Genomic DNA, 24553 nt, shown 5'->3' with positions numbered 1-24553 from the left:
AGACTCCAGCCCCAAGCGTCGCTGTACAAGGCGGCGATGGAACAGGCCAGCCCCACCTGAAGCCTGATCGATAACCCATCGCTCAGGCCGGCTCCGCCATCTTCATGCGCTCGGCCTTGAGCTGGGCTTCCCGGGCCTGGGCCTCGGCCAGGCGATAGAGTTCGATGCTGCCGTCCCAGTGCTCGATCAGGGCTGTGCAGGACTCCACCCAATCGCCGCAATTGAGGTAATCCACCTCGCCCACCTTACGGATCTCGGCATGGTGAATGTGACCACAGACCACCCCGTGCAACTCACGCTTGACGCACTCGTGGGCAATGGCCTCCTCGAAGTCGCTGATGAAGCTCACCGCAGTCTTGACCTTGTGCTTGAGGTAGGCCGACAGCGACCAGTAACCGTAGCCATAGCGCGCCCGCCAATGATTGAGCCAACGATTGAGGGTCAAGGTGAACTCGTAGGCCGAGTCGCCGAGAAAGGCCAGCCAGCGGTGATATCGCGTGATGACGTCGAACTGGTCACCGTGAATCACCAGCAGATGACGGCCGTCAGCCGTGACGTGCACGGCCTCGTCCACCAGTTGGATGTTGCCCAGGATCAGCTTGGAGTAACGACGCAGGAATTCATCGTGATTGCCGGTGACGTAGATCACCTCGGTGCCGCGCTTGCTCATGGTCAGCAAGCGGCGGATCACGTTGGTATGGGCCTGGGGCCAGTACATGCCGCCCCGCAGTTTCCAGCCATCGATGATGTCGCCAACCAGATAGATACGGTCGGCCTGATACCCCTTGAGAAACTGCGCCAGGTGTTGCGCCTGACAATCCCGGGTGCCCAGATGCACATCGGAAATCCATAAGGTCCGTACCCGTTGCTTGCGGCTGGGCTTGGCGAGTTCGGCATGGGTCATGGACGCTCTCCGGGATTTTTTGCGAGCTTGCGCCGCAGCGATTAATAGCCCATGACAAAAATGCGGCAGTGCGATGACAACGCGAGCCCTCCGACCGCCGGTGTACACTGGCCGCCTGCCAAGGAGACCGTGATGGGATCTATCCTCACCCTACGCCACTACACCCATGACCTAATCGCCCATAGCCACGAGCATGCGCAACTGGTGTTCGGCCTGCGTGGCCAGCTCCAGTTCGAAGTCGAAGGCCAGGGCAGCCAAGTGCAGCAGCAGAGCTTCGTGGTGGTGCCGGCCGGCGCCCGGCATGTCTGCGGCAGCCCCAGCGGAAGCCATTGCCTGGTGTTGGACATACCCGGTGAACGCTGGGTGCAACAGTCTTTGGGCGAACATGCCGAGGCCAGCCGACGTTTGCTCGATGCGCCCCGACATCAGGTCTTGGGGCCGAGCCAGAGCCGCCTGGTCAACTGGCTGGCGGACAGCCCGGTGGACGACCCCTTGATTGCCCAACAAGGCGCTGTCCTGCTGCTGACCAGCCTCAACCATTGCGCCGACAGCCAGCCTGGCGAGCGCCGCCTGCCCTATGCCGCCCTGAATGCCCATATCGATCGTCACGCCGCCCACCCCTTACAGGTGGCCGACCTGGCCCGCATCGCCGGGCTGTCCGCTGCCCGTCTGCACGCACGGTTCATCGCCGAGTGCGGGGCCAGCCCCATGGAATACGTGCGACGCCGGCGCCTGCACATGGCCCTGGAACTGTTGCGCGGATCAGCCTTGCCCATGGGCGAAATCGCCAGCCGCGTGGGTTATAGCTCCCAGAGTGCCTTTGCCGCAGCGATACTGCGGCAGTACGGCCACTCGCCGCGCCAACTGCGCCAAGGAGCAGACGCTAGTCCCTCGACAAAAAACGCCAGGATCGCGACAGACCAACAGATCGCCCGCCCCTAGACTGAGCCCATTGCCGCCTAGGCTCTGTACGAAAAGTGTTGAGGCGAAGGTCAGGCAAGGCGAAAACGGTCGAGGAACGGCCGGGGTCGCGTTCGACTTTACGGGGTGTAAATGAGCATTCCGATCGGACTCGCGCACGAGACCGTTTTCAACGCAGCATCACCGAGTATCAAGGCTTTTTGTACAAAGCCTAAGGCCATTACTGCCCGTCTTGTGGCTAAGGATAGAGATGACTCCGCGTACCGCCCTTGGCGCCCTGCATATCGGCGCCCTGATGTTCGGCCTGACCGGTGTATTCGGTAAGCTCGCCGCCGCTTCGCCCGCGGTCATCGTCTTCGGCCGCGCCGCCTTCGCCGTACTCGCCCTGGGCGTCTTTGCCCGGCTGGCCAGCAATACCCCCTGGCAGAAACTGGCCGCCACCGATGGGCGGCGCCTGCTGGTCAGCGGCCTGCTGCTGGCCGGCCACTGGGTGAGTTTCTTCGTCGCGGTAAAAGTTGCCGGGGTGGCCATCGCCACCCTGGGCTTCGCCAGCTTCCCGGCCTTTACGGTGATTCTCGAAGGCCTGATCTTCCGCGAGCGAATCCGCTTTAACGAGATTCTGCTGGTGATCCTCGTGAGCATCGGCCTGGTGCTGGTGACCCCGGACTTCGATCTGGCCAGCCAGGCCACCACCGGTTTGCTCTGGGCCGTGGGGTCGGGCCTGCTGTTTGCCCTGCTGTCCTTGAACAACCGCGCCAGCTCCGGACGTATTCCTGCGGTGCAGGCGGCCCTCTGCCAGAACGTGGTGGTAGCCCTATGCCTGTTACCGGTGGCGGCACCGGAGCTTGGCCAGGTCCGGGCCATGGACTGGCTGTGGATCAGTCTGCTGGGAATCTTCTGCACCGGCCTGGCCCACAGCCTGTTTGTCGCCAGCCTGGCAGTGATCAAGGCACGCACCGCGGCAGTGGTCTTCGCCCTGGAGCCGGTCTACGGGATTACCGTGGCCTGGCTGCTGTTCGGCGAGAATCCGACGCTGCGCATGCTGATGGGCGGGGCCTTGATCATCGTTGCCATCGTGGTTTCAAGTCGCCTGTCGATAGGCTCAGGCAGCAAGGCAGCCACGGCTGAAGCCGGCTCTCACTGAGTACGATCGTTGTGGCCCAGGTTGCGCTCCGGATCGATCTGGTCACGCACCCGTTGCTTGAGTACCTTGGCCTCGGGAAAACCGCCATCGGCCTTGCGCTCCCAGATCTGCACGCCATCGCAGGAAATGCGGAACGTGCCACCGGTAGCAGGCTCCAGAGACACTTTGCCCAAGTCATCGCTGAACGTGCTCAGCAACTCCTGGGCCAGCCAGGCGGCTCGCAACAGCCACTGGCATTGGGTGCAATAGGTGATGACCACTTCGGGTTTACGTTCAGTCATGGTACGGCCGACTCCTGAGTTCAAGGGCGTCGCTATAATAGCCGGCTTTATCGTCCGTCCCCGAGAACCACGATGCGCCGCCTGCTGTCCTGCCTGTTCCTCTGCCTGCTGCCCCTGCTCGCTCAATCCAGTGAAGCGCCGCGACCGAAAATCGGTCTGGTGCTGTCCGGAGGCGCTGCCCGTGGCATGGCGCATATCGGCGTACTCAAGGCCCTGGAAGAGCAAGGCATCCGCATCGACGCGATTGCCGGCACCAGCATGGGCGCGGTGATCGGCGGGCTCTATGCCTCGGGCTACAAGATCGACGAACTGGAAAAACTCGCCCTGAACATCGACTGGAGGCAAGCGCTGTCCGACGCTCCGCCCCGGGAAGACGTACCCTTCCGGCGCAAGCAGGACGATCGGGATTTCCTGGTCAAGCAGAAACTCAGCTTCCGTGACGACGGTAGCCTGGGCCTGCCACTGGGGGTGATCCAGGGCCAGAACCTGGCGTTACTGCTGGAAAGCAAGCTGGCGCACGCCAGCGATACCCGGGATTTCGACAAGCTGCCCATACCCTTCCGGGCCGTGGCCACCGACATCGCCAGCGGCGAAAAGGTGGTGTTCCGCAAGGGCCACCTGCCCCAGGTGATCCGCGCCAGCATGTCGATTCCGGCAGTGTTTGCGCCGGTGGAGCTCGATGGCCGGCTACTGGTGGACGGCGGCATGACCGACAACATTCCCCTGGACGTCGCCCGGGACATGGGGGTCGACATCGCCATTGTGGTGGACATCGGCACGCCGCTGCGCTCGCGCAAGCAACTCAACACCGTGGTCGACGTGCTCAACCAGTCCATTACCCTGATGACCCGGCGCAATTCCGAGGAACAATTGGCGACGCTGCACAAGGACGACGTGCTGATCCAGCCGTCGCTGTCGAGCTTCGGCGTCACCGACTTCGGTCGAGCCCAGGAGGTGATCGACGCCGGTTATCGCGCCACCCGCATCCTCGACGCCCGCCTGGCGCGCTTGCGTGCGACCCAGCCTCAGGATGCGCAACTGGCCGCCGCGCGCCTGCCCAGCCAGCGCACGCCGATCATCAGCGCAATCAAGGTGGAGAACGACTCCAAGGTCAGCGATGAGGTCATTCGCTACTACATCCGCCAACACATCGGCGAACCCCTGGACCTGGGTCGCCTGGAAACCGACATGGGCACCCTGTACGGCCTGGACTTCTTCGAACAGGTGCAATACCGCGTGGTGCACAAAGGCCAGGACAACACCCTGGTGATCAGCGCGCGGGGCAAGCGCAGCGGCACTGACTACTTGCGCCTGGGCCTGAACCTGTCCGATGACATGCGCGGCGACAGCGCCTTCAACATCGGCGCCAGCTATCGCATGAACGGTATCAACAGCCTCGGCGCAGAATGGCTGACCCGGGTGCAGATCGGCGACCGGCAGGAAATCTACAGCGAGTTCTATCAACCCTTGGATGCCGGTTCACGCTATTTCATTGCGCCGTTTATCGCTGCCCAAGCGCAGAATGTCGAGGCGGTGCTGGATAACGATCCGATCGCCGAATACCGCCTGGAACGCTACGGCCTGGGCCTGAATCTGGGGCGGCAGATCGGCAACAGCGGCGAAGTGCGTTTCGGTGTGGGCGAGGCCTGGGGCAAGGCCGATGTGCGGATCGGCGATCACGACCTGCCCAGCGAGAACTTCAATGAGGGTTATTACCAGCTGCAGTACTCCTTCGACTCCCTGGACAACGTCTACTTCCCCCACTCCGGTGAAGACATCGGCCTGACCCTGCGCCAGTTCGAACCGAGCCTGGGTTCGGACAATCGCTACCGCCAGTGGGAGTTCAAGCTCGACAAGGCCTTGAGCAGCGGCCCCAATACCTTCGTACTGGGAGGGCGCTATGGCCGAACCCTGGACAATGCCGATGTCGTGACCTCCAGTTTCCTTCTGGGGGGCGCACGACAGTTGTCCGGCTTCCGTCAGGATGCCCTGTCCGGGCAGAACATCACCCTGGCCCGCGCCGTGTACTTTCGCCGACTCACACCACGCTCCTACCTGCCACTGGATTTCCCGCTCTACCTGGGCGGCTCACTGGAACGCGGGCGGGTGTGGAACAACGACAACGCCTTCGACAGCGGCTATATCAATGCCGCGAGCATCTTCCTGGGCTTCGACACCCCGCTGGGCCCATTGAACTTCAGCTACGGCTTCAACGACGACAACCAGAAGGCCCTGTCGCTGAACCTTGGCCAAACCTTCTGACAGGCGCACAAATGCCGCACCGGACGGCGCAATCAGCAGGATTCAAGGGAAGCGAAAATAGGACGAACCGGGGTCAGGCAACCCCGGCTGAAGGCATCAGGATTTTTCCAGATTAGCCAGGATGCGCCCATGAACGCGCATGCAGACCCGCAGGTCTTCGTCGTCGACGCCAATGAACAATTCATGGCGCAAGGCAGTGGCGATGGTCTCGATCTGCTCGATCAAGGGCCGCGCGGAAGGACAGAGGACGATCTTCTTCGCCCGGCGATCTTCCACCACCGATTGGCGCTGGACCAGGCCCTGGGTTTCCAGGCTATCCAGCAGCCGAGCCAGGGTTGGCCCTTCTACGCCAACGCTTTGCGCCAGCTCACGCTGGGTTGGCGCGTCTTCAAAACGGGCCAGGTGCAGCAGCACCAGCCAGCGGGCCTGGGACAGGCCAAGCCCGGCCAGGCGGCGGTCCAGTTCGGCACGCCAGCCGCGAGACATATGCGCCAGCTGCATACCAAAACGGTGTTCATCGGTTAACGGCATAAAACACTCATGATCAGACTGAAAATAAAGAAAAACTAATTATTAGTCAGCTAAGCATGACCCTTGCCAGGAGGCAAGGCCTCTAAGGGACTGAATCGTTACAACATTGACGCACCCCTTCACATTTCAAACTCCGACTGCAGCGCGGCACGCACGCAGTACAAAACACCTTCGGGGACTCGTCCGGCAAACACTTGGCTGATCTCGACCACTGGCGGTAGTTCGCCCTCACCGTCGAGGAAAGCGTCCTGGATTTCCCCCAGCAAGTCTTCTGGAAGATCCAGCGCCTGCTCCAGGGACAGTTGCTGCTTGCCAATGGCTTCAGCCAGCAAGGTGTAGACGTTCTTTTCCGTGCACTGCAGTTGCCCGGCGATCTGCACCGGGGTCATCCCGGCACGGGCCAGGGTAATCAGCTCGTGGCGGATATCGGCGACCACCTTCGGCGCCTCGACACCGCCCCCCAGCACTTCGAGGAACGCCGCGCCATAACGCTCCAGCTTGCGCGCACCGACACCACTGACCTCGGCCATTTCCGCCATGGAGCCGGGCTGGCTGCGAAGCATCTCCAACAAGGTTGAGTCGGGGAAAATGACATAGGGCGGCACCCCATGTTCTTCCGCCAGCTTGCGCCGCAGGGCTCGCAGCGCCTCCCATTGCTCGCGCTCCTCGCCCCGTACCAGTTGACTGGCCTGGCTGGTGCTGCTCTTGGGAGTGCTTTGCGGCTTGAGATCGCGTCGCAGCTCCAGGGTTACCTCGCCCTTGAGCAAGGGCCGGCACGTGTCGCTCAGACGCAGACCGCCATAACCTTCAAGGTCGATGTCCGCCAGCCCGCGAGCCACCAGTTGGCGAAACAGAGAGCGCCATTCGCCTTCGCTACGGGCCTTGCCGACCCCAAACACCGACAAGTGCTGATGACCGAAGCTGCGGACCTTTTCGGTGTCCTTGCCCAGCAACACGTCCACCAAGTGACCGACACCATAACGCTGACCAGTGCGATAGATGGCCGACAGTGCCTGGCGCGCCGGCTCGGTGGCGTCCCAGGTTTGCACGCCATCGACGCAATTGTCGCAATGGCCACAAGGCTGGGGCATGTCCTCATCGAAATAGGCCAGCAATGTCTGGCGCCGGCAGCGGGTTTCCTCGCACAGGGCCAGCATCGCATCGAGCTTGTGCTGTTCAAGACGCTTGTGGCGTTCGTCGCCTTCGGAGTTCTGCAGCATCTGCTTGAGCATCAGCACATCTTGCAGTCCGTAGGCCATCCAGGCGTCCGCCGGCAGGCCGTCACGGCCGGCACGACCGGTCTCCTGGTAGTACGCCTCCAGGGACTTGGGCAGGTCCATGTGGGCCACAAACCGCACGTTGGGTTTGTCGATGCCCATACCGAAGGCAATGGTTGCCACCATGATCAGGCCTTCCTCATTGAGGAAGCGTTTCTGGTGATAGGCGCGCAACTCGTTGGGCAGGCCAGCGTGATACGGCAGCGCGGTAAAGCCCTGTTCACAGAGGAAGGCCGCCACTTCGTCAACCTTCTTGCGCGACAGGCAATAGACGATCCCGGCATCGCTGCGCCGCTCGTTGAGGAAGGCCTGCAACTGCTTGCGCGGCTGTTCCTTGGGCACGATGCGATAGAAGATGTTCGGTCGGTCGAAGCTGGAAAGAAAACGCTCGGCGTCCTGCAAGTGCAGGCGATTGACGATCTCTTCCCGGGTACGCTTGTCGGCGGTGGCGGTCAGGGCAATGCGCGGCACGTTCGGGAACATTTCCGCCAACTGCCCCAACTGCAGGTATTCAGGACGGAAGTCATGCCCCCACTGGGACACGCAGTGAGCTTCGTCAATGGCGAACAGAGCAATATCGAGGTTCTGCAGGAACGCCAGCATACGTGGCTGAACCAGGCGCTCCGGTGCCAGGTAGAGCATTTTCACCTCGCCGCGACGAATACGCGCCGCCAGGTCACGCTGCTGCTCGGCGCTCAAGGTCGAGTTCAAGGCGGCGGCCGCAACACCGAGTTCCTCAAGGGTGGCCACCTGATCGTCCATCAACGCGATCAAAGGCGAGACCACCACCGCCAGGCCTTCGCGAAGCAGGGCCGGAACCTGGAAGCACAGCGACTTGCCACCGCCGGTGGGCATCAGTACCAAGGCATCGCCGCCGCTGGCAACGCGCTCAATGATCGCACCTTGGCGACCACGGAAACTGTCGTAGCCGAAGATGTCCTTGAGGACGCGTTGAGCCTGTTCGAGCATGAAAAACTCCAAAAATCGCCGATTTCCCTGGATGCAGACTGGCCGAAAAGTCGGCGTGGTTCACCGACAAATGCGTTAGCGGACTTGTCCGCACTTGCCGTCGGGCCTGCAGGGCATCACAAAACGCGCGAGTATACCCGAGCCCTTCCCGGCAGAGGGCGCCGACAATGGACCGCTGGTAACCTTTAGAACCGCTCAAATCTGCCCCGTGGCTGGCTTGAGCGCTCAAGAAAGCCTAGAATTCAGCATCGTTTATTCCCCAAGGTAGCCGTCAATGTCCTTCGCTGAGCAACTAACCCGCCTGCAAGTCTTCCTCGACGCAGATGATCTGCACGACGAGGCGCTGGACTACGTGGCCGCTCACGGCTACTTGACCGCGCTGTCGATCTGCTCGGAAAGCGTTCCCGACCGTGAATGGATCGACGCCCTGTTCGCCGAAGAGCCGCATTACAGCGACGACGCCGAACGCGAAGCCATCGAGTCCACGCTGCTGGCCCTCAAGGCGCACATCGCGCGCCAACTGGCCTCCGATGAAGAGTTCGAGCTGCCTTGCGAACTCGATCTGGGCGACGACCCGGACGACTCCGACCTGCGCGGCTGGTGCATCGGTTTCATGGAAGGCGTGTTCCTGCGTGAAGCAGCCTGGTTCGAAACCGCAGAGGAAGAAGTCAGCGAGATGCTGCTGCCGATCATGGTGGGTTCCGGCCTGTTCGACGAGCAGCCGGAATTCTCCGACATCGCCAGCGATGCCAACCTGATGGACGACATGATCGTGCAGATCCCCGAAGCACTGACCGCGCTGTACCTGCTGTGCAACGCACCCGACGAAAAACCGGCGCTGCTCAAGCCTCGCCACCACTGAGTCGGCGCCTATGGCCAAGCCCATAGGCCAACGCCCCCTGGTATTGCGTTACGTTCTGCTGGCCATCGGCTGGCTGAGCGTAGCGCTGGGGGTACTCGGCATCTTCCTTCCGGTATTGCCCACCACCCCTTTCCTACTGCTGGCGGCCGCCTGTTTCGCCCGCAGCTCTCCACGCTTCTACCAATGGCTGGTGCAACACCCGCGCCTGGGTCCGTGGATCCGCGACTACCTGGATGGCAATGGCATTCCGCTCAAGGGCAAGGTGTATGCGATCGGCCTGATGTGGCTGAGCATTGGGCTCTCGTGCTACCTGGTGCCACTGCCCTGGGCGCGAGGCTTCATGCTGACCAGCGCGGTGCTGGTCAGCATTTACATCCTGCGCCAGAAAACCTTGCGGCGCCCTTGAGCAGCCCCAGCAGCCGCTGCCTGGGCAGCGGCCTCAAGGACCGTGACAACCATCAGACGGTATCCACCTTCAACGAGTGATCGTTGAGCATGCCGTTGATGATGGTGGCCGTGTCCGCCCCTCCGGCAATCACCCCGCCCGCCCCTGGCGTGACTCCGTAATGGCTGGCCAGGTCGACCCCCGCCAAGTCAATGGTCTGGGTCGGCGTCGCCCCTGCCACCGCGCTGACATCGATGCTGGTGACCAGGGTTGCGCCACTGCCAGTGACCTTGAAGTGCAGGTAGTCATCCAGGGAAGCGGAAGTCGCATTCTCTCCCTGTAACAACTGCGACAGGTCCAGCTTGTCGGTGCCCGGCGTAAAGTCGGTCACCACATCGTGCCCATTGTTGCCCTGCAGCCACTGGAAGGTATCGCTGCCGCCGCCTCCGGTCAGGGTGTTGTTGCCCATCCCGCCGATCAGCAGGTCATCGCCACCACCGCCATTGAGCACATCGTTCCCCAGCCCGCCGGTAATGACGTTGGCGTTGCCATCGCCGGTCAAGGTGTCGTTGTAGTTGGAGCCCACCAGGTTCTCGATGCCGGTCAGGGTGTCGGTGCCCGCGCCCAGGGTGTTCTGCGCCCCCGCCAGGCCGAGATTGACCGTCACCGCCGCCGTGGCATGGGCGTAACTGGCGGTATCGATACCCGCACCGCCATCCAGCAGATCATTGCCCGGTCCGCTGAACAGCAGGTCATTACCGCTGCCACCATTCAGGGTGTTGTTGCCCGAGCCTGCGGTGAGCACATCGTTGCCATCGCCGCCATTGAGGATGTTGTTACCACTGCCCGCCACCAGCACATCGTCACCGGAAGTGCCGGTCAGGGTGTTGCCATCCTGATAGGAGATGCTCACCGCCGCCACATCGCTGCCACCGTGACCATCGCTGGCGGTGTAGGTGCCGTGGTAATCCGGGGTGACGTCCTGCGCCCCGGAGTAATTCACGGTCATGGTCAGCTGATAGTTTTCCGCTGCCGTGGTGTTGCCGCCGCTGGTGTTGGTGATGTTGACGATATGGATCTGGTAAGGCCCATCCGCCGCCGCCGTGAAGGTGCCGCCATCAGCGATCGCCGTGTAGGCTCCACCGTTAAAGGCATATTCCATGGAGACGCGGCCGGCGGCCAGATTGTGATTCAGATTCAGGGTTTCCCCCTGTTTGAGATTGACGGTGATCACGTCCTCATCGTTGGCATTGGCGTTAGTGACGGCTCCCAGGTAACCGCTGACCAGCACCACCGCGGTCATGGTCGCGGCGTTGGCATTGAACGAGGCGCGATCGATGGTGATGGCCTGGTTGGCGCCATTGTTGCCATTCCCGGCAAAGCCGATGGTCTGCTGACTCGCCGCCGTGAACGCCGCGCCCTTGGCCGCCCAGCCGGTGTTGAAAGTGGTGGGCGCCGCATTCAGAGGATCACCATTGACGTCACTGTCGTTGGCCAGCAGTGCATCCTCGGGAATCGCCACACTGCTGGACAATACGTTGGTGATGATGTGGTCATCCCCGGCGACCGGAGACGCATTGGGATTGACCTTGACCACCAGAGTCGAGCTCGCCAGGTCACCGTCGTTGTCGCTCACCGTATAGCCGAAGGTCTCGGTGATTACGGCGTTTGTGACCTTTTGCGAGCTGTAGCTGAAGTCCCCGGTATCGAGGTTCACCACCAGGGTACCGCCATTGCTGGTGGCAATGCTGATGCTGTTGTTGACGGTATTGAAGGTACCGTTGTTGGTGGTGCCGCTGAAGGTCAGCGAGCCCTGGTTGCTGTTGCCTTTGGGGTCGTAGGTGTAGGTTCCGCCATCCACCACGATCGACTTGATGAACCCGCCGTCGGCACCAAAGCTGCCGCCATCCCCCAGCAAGCTGCCGGTGACCGGAGAGCCTTGCACCGTACCGGCCAGCACCGAATTGAGCTGGTTCAGGTCGGTGACCACCACCGCATTGGTGTTGACGTGAGTACTGCCGTCATAGGCCAGCGGATCGAGGTTGCCATTGCTGACCCCGCTGCCCAGGCCGATCGCATAGTTCTTGATGCCATTGGCATCGAGGAAGGCTCTCCAGGCCGTCTCGTCTGCGGTGCCGATTTCCTGACCCGAGGTCGGTGCGCCGTCGGAGAAGAAGTAGCCGACATTCTGCGCGCCACTGAGCTGGCCACTGGTGACAAAGGCCAGCTTCGCCGCCGCCACCGCCGCGTCGTAGTTGGTCCCGCCTCCTGCCACCAGCGTGGCGACAATTGCCTTGGCCGTGGCCACGTCTACCCACACCGGAGTCTGGGCGGTAGCGGAGCTGCTGAAAGTGACGAGCTGGACTTTGACATCGCCCATGTTGTCGTACTTGTCGAGCAAGGCGCTGATGGCCTGCTTGGCCAGGCCCAGCCGCGTCAGGCCGGAAACACCTGAAGGATCAGCCATGCTGCCCGACACGTCGATCACCAGCAGCAGGTTGGAGTCCACCTCCACCGCCGTGACCGAACGCTCGCTGGCCACTGCCTTGGGCACATCATCGACAATGCTCACCAGGATGCTGCCGGTGGTGCTGTTGCCCAGGGCATCGGTGGCCTTGTAGGTGAAGCTCTCACTCAAGGTATTGGCGCCATCGTTGGCGTTGGGGGTGGTTTTCGGCGCCGAGGTCAGGGTGTAGGTGTAGGTGCCATTGGGGTTGAGCAGAATCTGCCCGTAGCTGCCCGTGGCACTGCCCACCAGACTGAAGGTGATACCTCCAGAGCCGCCGGTGACCGAGCCCACCAAGGTACCGCTGGCGGTTTCCGCGGTGGAGCCCGGATCGCTACCAGCCACGGTGCCAGCAGCCAGGTCCTGACCATCCTTATTCAGGTCCAGGGCTTTTTCATAGACAGTGACGTCCTGATCGGTCACTGCCTGGAGGCCGCTGTCAGTGACATTGATGGTCAGGGTGGTGGTGCTCTCATCACCATCTCTGTCGCGGATGGTGTAGGTGAAGACATCACTGGCCCCGGGCGGGCTCACCGAGTTCGGATTGCTGTGGTACACCGCGTTGCCGGCGGCATCCAGGGTCAGGGTGCCGTAGGTGCCGGCGATGCTGCTGCCCAGCCCGCCGATGGCCGAGGTGGCGGTATTGCTGCCGGCGCGCACGCCGACCACCGCGCCACCAACGGCTGCACCATCGGCGCCCAGCACATCATTGCCCAGCACACTGACATTGATGGTGGCGCCTTCCGTGCCGCTGGCCGTATCCGCCACGGCGCCGGGCAGGTCATCGACGATGTTGACGTCTATCACCCCGGACGCGGTACTGCCGTCGCCATCGGTGGCCACCACATTGAATTGTTCAGCAATGCTATTGGCGCCCAGCGCCGTTGGATGGGCTTCGTTGTCCAGCAAGGTGTAGCTGTAGCTGATGACTCCGGTGCCGGCGTTGTAGCCGGTGATGGTCAGGGTGTTGCCCAAAGCAGTGGTGACGCTTTGCGGGAAGCCCGCGGCCACACCACCGCTGACCACATTGATGCCGCCCACAGTCAGGGTTTGCAGGCCGTCCAGAGCGGTCACGGTAAACGTGCCGCTCTGGGTCAACGCTGGGGTATCCGGGTTGCTGCCGTCGCTGAGATTTTTCTCATAGACCGTCAACTCGCCACCGTTGACGTTAAGGCCGTTCAAGGTCACCGGGTCGTCATTGTTATGGATCTGCAGCACCAGGTTCGCCGTGCTCGGGTCGCCATCGGAGTCAGTGACGGTATAGGCGAAGGTTTCTGTACCGTTGCCATTGCCACGCAGGGCTTTGAAGTCGGCATCCGCAGTGTTCAACGTGTAGGTGTAGGAACCGTTGGCATTGAGCACCAGGGTGCCGTAGGTGCCGGTGAACGTACCGGCAGTCACCGGCCCGCTGGGCACTCGGTCTGCCCCTTGAGTGTCGTTGGTTAGCACGTTGCCCGTCAGGGTCAGTTGGCTCTCCGAGGCAGTAGTCGGATTGCTGTCGTTGACCGCAGTCGGCAGGTCATCCACCACATTCACGTCCAGGGTTCCGGTGGCACTGCTGCCATCCACATCCGTAGCCACCACATTGAACTGTTCGCTGAGGCCGTTGGCACCGTTGGCGCTCGGGTGGGCCTCGTTGTCCAGCAGGGTGTAGCTGTAGCTGATGACTCCGGTGCCGGCGTTGTAGCCGGTGATGGTCAGGGTGTTGCCCAAAGCAGTGGTGACGCTTTGCGGGAAGCCCGCGGCCACACCACCGCTGACCACATTGATGCCGCCCACAGTCAGGGTTTGCAGGCCGTCCAGAGCGGTCACGGTAAACGTGCCGCTCTGGGTCAACGCTGGGGTATCCGGGTTGCTGCCGTCGCTGAGATTTTTCTCATAGACCGTCAACTCGCCACCGTTGACGTTAAGGCCGTTCAAGGTCACCGGGTCGTCATTGTTATGGATCTGCAGCACCAGGTTCGCCGTGCTCGGGTCGCCATCGGAGTCAGTGACGGTATAGGCGAAGGTTTCTGTACCGTTGCCATTGCCACGCAGGGCTTTGAAGTCGGCATCCGCAGTGTTCAACGTGTAGGTGTAGGAACCGTTGGCATTGAGCACCAGGGTGCCGTAGGTGCCGGTGAACGTACCGGCAGTCACCGGCCCGCTGGGCACTCGGTCTGCCCCTTGAGTGTCGTTGGTTAGCACGTTGCCCGTCAGGGTCAGTTGGCTCTCCGAGGCAGTAGTCGGATTGCTGTCGTTGACCGCAGTCGGCAGGTCATCCACCACATTCACGTCCAGGGTTCCGGTGGCACTGCTGCCATCCACATCCGTAGCCACCACATTGAACTGTTCGCTGAGGCCGTTGGCACCGTTGGCGCTCGGGTGGGCCTCGTTGTCCAGCAGGGTGTAGCTGTAGCTGATGACTCCGGTGCCGGCGTTGTAGCCGGTGATGGTCAGGGTGTTGCCCAAGGCGGTGGTGACGCTTTGCGGGAAGCCCGCCGCGACGCCGCCGCTGACCACATTGATGCCGCCCACGCTAAGGGTTTGCAGGCCGTCCAGCGCGGTCACAGTAAACGTGCCGCTCTGGGTCAACGCAGGGGTATTCGGGCTGCTGCCATCGCTGAGGTTTTTCTCATAGACCGTCAACTCGCCACCGTTGACGTTAAGGCCGTTCAAGGTCACCGGGTCATCGTTGTTATGGATCTGCAGCACCAGGTTTGCCGTGCTGGGGTCGCCATCGGAGTCGGTGACGGTGTAGGCGAAGGTTTCTGTGCCGTTGCCATTGCCGCGCAGGGCTTTGAAGTCAGCATCCGCAGTATTCAGCGTGTAGGTGTAGGAACCGTTGGCATTGAGTACCAGGGTGCCGTAGGTGCCGGTGAACGTACCGGCAGTAACGGGTCCGGAAACCACCCGATCCGCGCCTTGTACATCGTTGGTCAACACGTTGCCCGTCAGGGTCAGTTGGCTCTCCGAGGCAGTAGTCGGATTGCTGTCGTTGACCGCAGTAGGCAGGTCATCCACCACGTTCACATCCAGAGTTCCGGTGGCACTGCTGCCATCCACATCCGTAGCCACCACATTGAACTGTTCGCTGAGGCCGTTGGCACCGTTGGCGCTCGGGTGGGCCTCGTTGTCCAGCAGGGTGTAGCTGTAGCTGATGACTCCGGTGCCGGCGTTGTAGCCAGTGATGGTCAGGGTGTTGCCCAAGGCGGTGGTGACGCTTTGCGGGAAGCCCGCCGCGACGCCGCCGCTGACCACATTGATGCCGCCCACAGTCAGGGTTTGCAGGCCGTCCAGCGCGGTCACGGTAAACGTGCCGCTCTGGGTCAGGGACGGTGTATCCGGGCTGCTGCCGTCGCTGAGGTTTTTCTCATAGACCGTCAACTCGCCACCGTTGACGTTAAGGCCGTTCAAGGTCACCGGGTCATCGTTGTTATGGATCTGCAGCACTAGGTTCGCCGTGCTGGGGTCGCCATCGGAGTCAGTGACGGTATAGGCGAAGGTTTCTGTGCCGTTGCCATTGCCGCGCAGGGCTTTGAAGTCGGCATCCGCAGTGTTCAGCGTGTAGGTGTAGGAACCATTGGCATTGAGCACCAGGGTGCCGTAGGTGCCGGTGAACGTACCGGCAGTAACGGGTCCGGAAACCACCCGATCCGCGCCTTGTACATCGTTGGTCAACACGTTGCCCGTCAGGGTCAGTTGGCTCTCCGAGGCAGTAGTCGGATTGCTGTCGTTGACCGCAGTAGGCAGGTCATCCACCACGTTCACATCCAGAGTTCCGGTGGCACTGCTGCCATCCACATCCGTAGCCACCACATTGAACTGTTCGCTGAGGCCGTTGGCACCGTTGGCGCTCGGGTGGGCCTCGTTGTCCAGCAAGGTGTAGCTGTAGCTGATGACTCCGGTACCGGCGTTGTAGCCAGTGATCGTCAGGGTGTTGCCCAAAGCAGTGGTGACGCTTTGCGGGAAGCCCGCGGCCACACCACCGCTGACCACATTGATGCCGCCCACAGTCAGGGTTTGCAGGCCGTCCAGAGCGGTCACGGTAAACGTGCCGCTCTGGGTCAACGCTGGGGTATCCGGGTTGCTGCCGTCGCTGAGATTTTTCTCATAGACCGTCAACTCGCCACCGTTGACGTTAAGGCCGTTCAAGGTCACCGGGTCGTCATTGTTATGGATCTGCAGCACCAGGTTCGCCGTGCTCGGGTCGCCATCGGAGTCAGTGACGGTATAGGCGAAGGTTTCTGTACCGTTGCCATTGCCACGCAGGGCTTTGAAGTCGGCATCCGCAGTGTTCAACGTGTAGGTGTAGGAACCGTTGGCATTGAGCACCAGGGTGCCGTAGGTGCCGGTGAACGTACCGGCAGTCACCGGCCCGCTGGGCACTCGGTCTGCCCCTTGAGTGTCGTTGGTTAGCACGTTGCCCGTCAGGGTCAGTTGGCTCTCCGAGGCAGTAGTCGGATTGCTGTCGTTGACCGCAGTCGGCAGGTCATCCACCACATTCACGTCCAGGGTTCCGGTGGCACTGCTGCCATCCACATCCGTAGCCACCACATTGAACTGTTCGCTGAGGCCGTTGGCACCGTTGGCGCTCGGGTGGGCCTCGTTGTCCAGCAGGGTGTAGCTGTAGCTGATGACTCCGGTGCCGGCGTTGTAGCCGGTGATGGTCAGGGTGTTGCCCAAGGCGGTGGTGACGCTTTGCGGGAAGCCCGCCGCGACGCCGCCGCTGACCACATTGATGCCGCCCACGCTAAGGGTTTGCAGGCCGTCCAGCGCGGTCACAGTAAACGTGCCGCTCTGGGTCAACGCAGGGGTATTCGGGCTGCTGCCATCGCTGAGGTTTTTCTCATAGACCGTCAACTCGCCACCGTTGACGTTAAGGCCGTTCAAGGTCACCGGGTCATCGTTGTTATGGATCTGCAGCACCAGGTTTGCCGTGCTGGGGTCGCCATCGGAGTCGGTGACGGTGTAGGCGAAGGTTTCTGTGCCGTTGCCATTGCCGCGCAGGGCTTTGAAGTCAGCATCCGCAGTATTCAGCGTGTAGGTGTAGGAACCGTTGGCATTGAGTACCAGGGTGCCGTAGGTGCCGGTGAACGTACCGGCAGTAACGGGTCCGGAAACCACCCGATCCGCGCCTTGTACATCGTTGGTCAACACGTTGCCCGTCAGGGTCAGTTGGCTCTCCGAGGCAGTAGTCGGATTGCTGTCGTTGACCGCAGTAGGCAGGTCATCCACCACGTTCACATCCAGAGTTCCGGTGGCACTGCTGCCATCCACATCCGTAGCCACCACATTGAACTGTTCGCTGAGGCCGTTGGCACCGTTGGCGCTCGGGTGGGCCTCGTTGTCCAGCAGGGTGTAGCTGTAGCTGATGACTCCGGTGCCGGCGTTGTAGCCAGTGATGGTCAGGGTGTTGCCCAAGGCGGTGATGACGCTTTGCGGGAAGCCCGCAGCCACACCGCCGCTGACCACATTGATGCCGCCCACAGTCAGGGTTTGCAGGCCGTCCAGCGCGGTCACGGTAAACGTGCCGCTCTGAGTCAACGCAGGGGTATCCGGGCTGCTGCCATCGCTGAGGTTTTTCTCATAGACCGTCAACTCGCCACCGTTGACGTTAAGGCCGTTCAAGGTCACCGGGTCGTCGTTGTTATGGATCTGCAGCACCAGGTTCGCTGTGCTCGGGTCGCCATCGGAGTCAGTGACGGTGTAGGCGAAGGTTTCTGTGCCGTTGCCATTGCCGCGCAGGGCTTTGAAGTCGGCATCCGCAGTGTTCAGCGTGTAGGTGTAGGAACCGTTGGCGTTGAGTACCAGGGTGCCGTAGGTGCCGGTGAACGTACCGGCAGTGACGGGTCCGGAAACCACCCGATCCGCGCCTTGTACATCGTTGGTCAACACGTTGCCCGTCAGGGTCAGTTGGCTCTCCGAGGCAGTGGTCGGATTGCTGTCGTTGACCGCAGTAGGCAGGTCATCCACCACATTCACGTCCAGAGTTCCGGTGGCACTGCTGCCATCCACATCCGTAGCCACCACATTGAACTGTTCGCTGAGGCTATTGACGCCATTGGCCGTCGGATGGGCATCGTTGCCATTGAGGGTATAGCTGTAGCTGACTACCCCGGTGCCTGCGTCATAACCGGTGACGGTCAAGGTGTTGCCCAGGCCGGTGGCGATGGATTGCGGAAAACCCGCCACCACCCCGCCGCTGATCACGCTGATGCCGCCCACGTTCAGGCTCTGCAGACCATCAAGGGCCGTTACAGTAAAAGTGCCGCTCTGGGTCAACGCCGGAGTATCCGGGCCGCTGCCAGTGGTCAGGTTCTTCTCGTAAACAGTGAGTTCGCCACCATTGACCTCCAGGCCGTTCAAGGTCACCGGGTCGTCATTGTTGTGCACCTGCAGCACCAGATTGGCCGTACTGGGGTCGCCATCGGCGTCGGTCAGGGTGTAGGTGAAGGTGTCGGTAGCATTGCCGCCCCCGCCCAGCGCGAGGAACGCAGGGTCGGTGGGATGCAAGGTATAGGTGTACGAACCATCCGCTGCCAGCACCAGGGTGCCGTAGGTTCCGGTGAAGGTGCCGGCCGTGATCGGCCCGGAAGCGACCCGGTCGGCGCCCTGTACGTCGTTGCCCAACACATTGCCAGTCAGGCTCAACAGGCTTTCCGAAGCGGTCCCGGGATTGCTGTCGTTGACCGCCGTGGGCAAGTCGTCCACCACGTTCACATCCAGTGAGGCGCTGGCACTGCTGCCATCCACGTCAGTGGCCACTACATTGAACTGCTCGCCAAGGCTATTGGCGCCATTGGCGTTCGGATGGACATCGTTGCCATTGAGGGTGTAGCTGTAGCTGACCTCGCCGCTGGCCAGGTTGAAACCGGTGATGGTCAGGGTATTGCCCAGGCCAGTGGTGACACTTTGCGGAAAGCCCGCCGGTACGCCGCCGCTGACCACGGTGATACCGCCGACAGTCAAGGTTTGCAGGCCGTCCAGGGCGGTCACCGTGAAGGTGCCGCTCTGGGTCAGGGCCGAGGTGTCCGGGCCGCTGCCGGTGGTCAGGTTCTTCTCATAGACAGTGAGCTCGCCTCCCTCGACCTCCAAGCCTCGCAGCAGCACCGGGTCGTCATTGTTGTTCACCTGCAGCACCAGGTTGGCGGTGCTGGCGTCGCCATCGGAATCAGTCAGGGTATAGGCGAAGGTTTCAGTGCCGCTGCCGCCGCCCTTGAGCGCCAGAAAAGCCGGATCGCTGGTGTTCACGCTATAGGTGTAACTACCGTCCGCCGCCAGCACCAGGGTGCCGAAGGTGCCATTGAAGGTGCCGGCGGTAACAGGTCCGGCCGCCACCCGATCAGCGCCCTGCACATCATTGGTCAGCACATTGCCGCTCAGGGTCAGTTGGCTTTCCGAGGCGGTACCTGCGTTGTTGTCATTGACTGCCGTCGGCACATCGTCAGTGATATTGACGTCAAGGGTGTTGCTGGCCGAGTCGCCATTGCTGTCGATGGCAACCACGCTGAACTGCTCGCTCAGGCTGTTGGTGCCATCCGCCGCGGAGTGCAGATCATTGCCATTGAGGGTGTAGCTGTAGCTGACCACCCCGGTGGCCGCGTTGAAGCCGGTGATGGTCAGGGTATTGCCCAGGCCGGTGGCGATGGATTGTGGAAAAGCCGCCGCCACGCCGCCGCTGACCACATTGATGCCACCGACATTCAGACTGAACAGCCCATCCGGGGCCGAGACTGTGAAAGTGCCACTCTGGGTCAGGGCCGCCGGATTGCTAGCCGAGCCCTGCTCCAGGTTGGCTTCATTGACCGTGAGTTCACCACCCTCCACCGCAAGCCCACTCAGGCTCACCGGGTTGTTGGGGGTTGCACCATTGATCGGAAGCAGGCCATCGATGCGCTCAGGGACAAATTCGGGGATGCCATTGAAGCCCGCTGTCGGAAAGCCGATCACCGGCTCGACCCGGCCCCCGACTTCTTCCAGCAGAACAAAGCTGTGACCGCCGCCCTCGGCACCCGGCGCGCCACCGGTACCGGTGGGGCCCGCCGCAGTGGCTTCAGCGGTTTGGGTTGGGTCATCACCGGCGGCAATGGCTTGTTGCAGTTGTTCGACATCGCTCAGTTGCGCATCGCTGGGTGCCAGCACTTGCGGGGTATCGACCTGAGTGGCCTGCTGGTCAAGCAACTGCGCCGTCAGTTGCTGGCTGCTGTCACGGCCCAGGGTCAGATCCTGGCCATTTTGCAGATGCACTGCCACCGCACCTTCGGCTCCAGTGACCAACTGCTCACCGACAAACAGCCGGTCCCCTTCCACCAGGAGACGACGGGCGCCATCCGCGCCTACCGCGTAAACCTGCCCGATCACCTTGGTCACAATGCCGATTAACGTTGCCATGTGCACTCCTCCGATGCCGAGAACAATCGGCATCCGCTTGCTAGCGGCAGCGCAGACAGCGTTAACCCGTGGTTGAACAGACCCTGTGTCTGGCCGCTCCGCCCCCATGGCGAAGCGCGCCAGTCTTGATGTCCCGCCCTCCCTTGCTACCAGTCGGACGGCTGATACCGCAGGGCACCGGACAAAACAGCCTCATCCGTGCCTTCGGATCGCTCACCAACTACATTGTGCGAAACAGGTCAAAAGGCGAAATCGCCAAAAAAATGCCGCCATATCCTGTTCCGTACCTTCTTCCTTGTAACCACTTCCCCGCCCTGAACTACCTGAAATTTGAACGTCCCCAGAAATTTCAGAAAATGCCTCAACGCCTGAAAAGTCCGGGCCTGCGATTGGAACAATGTCTTGCTTTGACAAACATGCATAAGTTTTTTTTGGCATAAAACTTATGAATTTTTTTTCTTAGCTATCCTTCTGGATGTTCTTAGCTCTGTTGTAAACAAGATGAGACGGTTAAGTCTCAATTTTTTAGTCATATTTTTGACGAAAACACTGTTTCACTGGATCAGGGAGAGACACCCATGCGCGTTTTCACCCCCCTCAGCGGTGCAATTCTTTTGGCCTCAATCTGCGTCAGCCCGGCTCAGGCCATGTCTTTGACTGAAGCGATCCAGAGCACTCTGGACAACCACCCTGAACTTCGCGCCAGCCAGAACAACCGGCTGTCTGCCGACGAGGATGTGAAGGTGGCCAAGGGTGGCTTCTATCCCAGCCTGGACCTCAATGCCGGCTATGGCCGCGGCTACAGCGACAACAGCACCACCCGCGGCTACGGGGTGGCGCGCGGCACCGGCAACCACAACACCGAGACCCTGAATTACACCCAGTCGGAACTGCGCCTGCGGCAGATGCTCTTCGACGGCTTCAACACGGCCAATGAAGTGGGCCGCACCCAGTCGGTGGTCAACTCCCGGGCCTACTTCACCCGCGGCACCGCCGAAAGCCTCGCCCTGCGCACCATCGAGGTGTACCTGGAGGTGCTCAAGCGCCGTGAACTCTTGACCCTGGCCAAGAACAACCTGCAGGCCCACCTGCGAGTCAACGACCAGATCGGCCTGCGCAGCCAGCAAGGCGTGGGCAGTACCGCCGACCTCGACCAGTCCAAAGCCCGGCGTGCCCTGGCGGAGAACAACTACGACACCGCTCAGGTCGACCTGGCCGATGCCGAGGCCAACTTCTACAGCGCAGTCGGACGCTTGCCCGACGAGCTGGAAAGCCTGCCGTCGATCCGCGGCGAAATCCCGCAGAACCTCAACGACGCCAAGCAGAGCATGCTGCTGAACAACCCCTACCTGAAGTCCGCCCAGGCTGACATCCAGGCGGCGGAGAGTCAGTACGAAGTGGCCAAGTCGCCCTTCTATCCACGCTTCGACGCCGAGGCCGCAGTCAACGCCAACGACAATGTGCAGGGCGACCTGGGCCACGACAACGAATGGCGGGTCGGGGTGATCATGAACTACAACCTGTTCCGCGGCGGCAGTGACAAGGCCCGCCTGCAGTCCAACGCGCACAAGATCAACCAGGCCATGGACATCCGCAACAACGCCCTGCGCATGCTCAACGAAAACATCACCCTGGCCTGGAACGCCATGCTCAACGCCAAGAAACAGACCCCCACCGCCCGGGAATATGCGGAAACCACCACCCGAGTGCGGGCCGCTTATCAGGACCAGTTCGGCCTCGGCCAACGCACCCTGCTCGACGTTCTGGACAGTGAAAACGAGCTGTACAACGCCAACCGCCGCTACACCGAAGTGCGCTACACCGAAGAGTTCTCCATGTACCGGGTACTGGCCAACATGGGCGAACTGCTGAGCAAGGAAAAAGTCGTGGTACCGGCCGAAGCCATCGCCCAAAGCGAAGTGAAAAGCGAGGCGCGCCTGCCGGAAATGAAGTAGTCCCGTGGAGGACTCGATTTGACCAGCCTCGAACCCGGGAGCCCGCACGCCGATCCGCGTGCCAGCTTCGATGACCCGCTGTTGGACGGATTACTGATCCTGTGCCGACTCCACGGCTGCAACGTCAGCCGGGGCAGCCTCAGCGCAGGCCTGCCCCTGGACAAGCAACGCCTGAGCCTCGACCTGCTGCCCCGGGCCGCGGCCCGGGCCAGCCTTCAGGCTCGCCTGCTGCGCCGGGAACTGGGGGCGATATCCGCTCTCAACCTGCCGGTGCTGCTGATCCTCCAAGGCGGTCGTTGCGCGGTGCTCAGGCGCTGGGGCGAGGATGGCCAGGCCCTGATCCTGCCCAGCGAGGCCGAAGGTGGCGAGCAGTGGGTGAGCCGCGAGGAACTGGCCCGGGAATACAGCGGCCAGGCCCTGTTCGCCCGCCCCCGCCATGAACTCGAAGACCTGCGCAGCCCCCTGGTGCCCAGGGTCGACGCCTGGTTTCGCGACACCCTGAAGCTCTCGCGCTGGCTCTACAGCGACGCCATTCTCGCCAGCCTCCTGATCAACCTGCTGGGCCTGATGGTGCCGCTGTTCGTGATGCAGACCTACGACCGGGTGGTGCCCAACCAGGCCACCTCGACCCTCTGGGTGCTGACCCTGGGCCTGCTGCTGGGCACCGGGTTCGAGCTGGTGTTACGGGTGGTACGGGCCCACCTGCTGGACCAGGCCGGGAAAAAGACCGACGTGATCCTCTCCGCCACCCTGTTCGAACGCATCACCGGCATGAACATGAAGGCCCGACCAGCCACCATCGGCGGCTTTGCCCAAAGCATCCACGACTTCCAGGGCCTGCGGGAGTTTCTGACGGCCGTGACCCTGACCAGCCTGATCGACCTGCCCTTCGCCCTGCTGATGCTGGTGGTGATCGGCCTGCTCGGGGGCTGGCTGGTGGTGATCCCGATACTCGCGTTCCCCATCACCATCGTCTTCGCCATGCTGATCCAGGTGCGCCTGCGGGACACCGTGCAAAAAAGCCTGGCCCTGGGCGCCGAACGTCAGGCGCTGTTGATCGAGACCCTCGGCGGCCTGGAAACCCTCAAGGCCTGCAGCGCCGAAAGCGAACGCCAGCACAAGTGGGAAAGCACCCACGGCGCCCTGACCCGCCTCGACAGCCACGCCCGCAACCTCTCGGCCCTGGCCACCAACGGCACCCTGTTCATTCAGCAGTTGTCCGGCATGGCCACCATCGTCGCCGGGGTCTACAGCATCATCGCCGGCAACCTCAGCGTCGGCGCCCTGGTGGCCACCTATATGCTCGGAAGTCGAGTCCTGGCGCCATTGGGACAGATCGCCGGGCTGATCACCCGCTACCAACAGGCGCAGTTGACCATGCGCAGCACCGACGCCTTGATGGCCCTGCCCCAGGAACGCGATGCCCGTCAGCGGCCTCTGGAGCGCACTCAGTTGCACGGCGCCCTGGAAGTCAGCCGAGTGAGCTTTCGCTACCCCGGGCAAAGCACCCCGGCGCTGAACAACATCAGTTTCAGCCTCAAGCCCGGAGAGCGGGTCGGCATCATCGGCCGCAGCGGCTCGGGGAAAAGTACCCTGGCCCGGTTGCTGATGGGTTTTCTCGCCCCGGAGGAAGGCCAACTGCTGCTGGACGGCCTGGACCTGCGGCAACTGGACGTGGCCGACCTGCGTCAGCAGATCGGCTACGTCGCCCATGACCTGCCGCTGCTGGCCGGCAGCCTGCGGGACAACCTGACCCTGGGCGCGCGCTACATCAGCGATGCCCGAATGCTCGAAGTCGCCGAGCTCACCGGGGTCACCGAACTGGCCCGCGCCCACCCCCAAGGCTTCGACCGACCGGTGGGTGAACGTGGGCAACTGCTGTCCGGCGGCCAGCGCCAAGCGGTGCTGCTGGCCCGTGCCCTGCTGCTGGACCCGCCGATCCTGCTGCTGGACGAACCCACCAGCGCCATGGACAACAGCAGCGAAGACGCTCTGCGTCAGCGCCTGCACGCCAAGGTCCAGGGCAAGACTCTGCTGCTGGTGACCCACCGCACTTCGATGCTCAGCCTGGTGGACCGCCTGGTGGTTCTGGACGAAGGACGGATTGTCGCCGACGGACCGAAAGACGCGGTTATCGATGCACTGCGCAAGGGCCGTGTTGGCTCTGCAGCCGTCTAGGAGTG

General features: G+C 62.1%; 12 protein-coding genes. 7 read left to right on the top strand and 5 right to left on the bottom strand.

Annotated elements, in window-relative coordinates:
- Positions 1-82: 82 nt before the first annotated feature.
- Positions 83-904 (bottom strand): UDP-2,3-diacylglucosamine diphosphatase, encoded by an 822-nt coding sequence (locus tag WIN67_RS08175; protein WP_102878827.1) that lies wholly within the window; start codon positions 902-904, stop codon positions 83-85.
- Between the two features lie 132 nt (positions 905-1036).
- Here WIN67_RS08175 and WIN67_RS08170 point away from each other — a divergent pair, with 132 nt between their 5' ends.
- Both WIN67_RS08170 and WIN67_RS08165 read left to right on the top strand, forming a co-directional pair.
- Positions 1037-1846 (top strand): AraC family transcriptional regulator, encoded by an 810-nt coding sequence (locus tag WIN67_RS08170; protein ID WP_339070916.1) that lies wholly within the window; start codon positions 1037-1039, stop codon positions 1844-1846.
- A 229-nt stretch (positions 1847-2075) separates the two neighbouring features.
- Positions 2076-2969, top strand: coding sequence for a DMT family transporter (locus WIN67_RS08165; protein WP_110595137.1), 894 nt, complete (start codon positions 2076-2078; stop codon positions 2967-2969).
- Here WIN67_RS08165 and WIN67_RS08160 read toward each other — a convergent pair.
- Complete coding sequence (locus tag WIN67_RS08160; RefSeq protein WP_102864080.1) at positions 2963-3250, bottom strand: SelT/SelW/SelH family protein; 288 nt, start codon at positions 3248-3250, stop codon at positions 2963-2965. The genes WIN67_RS08165 and WIN67_RS08160 overlap by 7 nt on opposite strands.
- Before the next feature lie 72 nt (positions 3251-3322).
- On the opposite strand from WIN67_RS08160, the gene WIN67_RS08155 reads away from it, so the two are divergent.
- Positions 3323-5512 (top strand): patatin-like phospholipase family protein, encoded by a 2190-nt coding sequence (locus tag WIN67_RS08155; RefSeq protein ID WP_102864081.1) that lies wholly within the window; start codon positions 3323-3325, stop codon positions 5510-5512.
- A 96-nt stretch (positions 5513-5608) separates the two neighbouring features.
- Here the strand turns inward: WIN67_RS08155 and WIN67_RS08150 are convergent, their stop codons facing one another.
- On the bottom strand, positions 5609-6043 hold the full coding sequence (locus tag WIN67_RS08150) for a MarR family transcriptional regulator (protein ID WP_102864082.1): 435 nt from the start codon (positions 6041-6043) through the stop codon (positions 5609-5611).
- A 119-nt stretch (positions 6044-6162) separates the two neighbouring features.
- On the bottom strand, positions 6163-8289 hold the full coding sequence (recQ, locus tag WIN67_RS08145) for a DNA helicase RecQ (protein WP_102878823.1): 2127 nt from the start codon (positions 8287-8289) through the stop codon (positions 6163-6165).
- A gap of 274 nt (positions 8290-8563) precedes the next feature.
- Between recQ and WIN67_RS08140 the strand changes: the two genes are divergently transcribed.
- Together WIN67_RS08140 and WIN67_RS08135 are read left to right on the top strand one after the other, a co-directional pair.
- On the top strand, positions 8564-9151 hold the full coding sequence (locus tag WIN67_RS08140; protein WP_102864084.1) for a YecA family protein: 588 nt from the start codon (positions 8564-8566) through the stop codon (positions 9149-9151).
- A 10-nt stretch (positions 9152-9161) separates the two neighbouring features.
- Positions 9162-9557 (top strand): YbaN family protein, encoded by a 396-nt coding sequence (locus tag WIN67_RS08135; RefSeq protein ID WP_102864085.1) that lies wholly within the window; start codon positions 9162-9164, stop codon positions 9555-9557.
- A 52-nt stretch (positions 9558-9609) separates the two neighbouring features.
- Here WIN67_RS08135 and WIN67_RS08130 read toward each other — a convergent pair whose 3' ends face one another.
- Positions 9610-20415: a retention module-containing protein gene (locus WIN67_RS08130; RefSeq protein ID WP_339070915.1), complete on the bottom strand. Its 10806-nt coding sequence runs from the start codon at positions 20413-20415 to the stop codon at positions 9610-9612.
- A gap of 578 nt (positions 20416-20993) precedes the next feature.
- Here WIN67_RS08130 and WIN67_RS08125 point away from each other — a divergent pair.
- Entirely contained in the window at positions 20994-22370 is a 1377-nt protein-coding gene (locus WIN67_RS08125) for a TolC family outer membrane protein (RefSeq protein WP_102861704.1), read from the top strand.
- An 18-nt stretch (positions 22371-22388) separates the two neighbouring features.
- Positions 22389-24548, top strand: a complete 2160-nt coding sequence (locus tag WIN67_RS08120) for a type I secretion system permease/ATPase (protein WP_102878820.1) — start codon at positions 22389-22391, stop codon at positions 24546-24548.
- Positions 24549-24553: the final 5 nt, after the last annotated feature.

The organism is Pseudomonas idahonensis, assembly GCF_037903935.1.
Taxonomy (GTDB): Bacteria; Pseudomonadota; Gammaproteobacteria; order Pseudomonadales; family Pseudomonadaceae; genus Aquipseudomonas; species Aquipseudomonas danubii.
The sequence above is the reverse complement of the archived record's forward strand: the minus strand, read 5'-3'. Positions and strand labels throughout refer to the sequence as shown.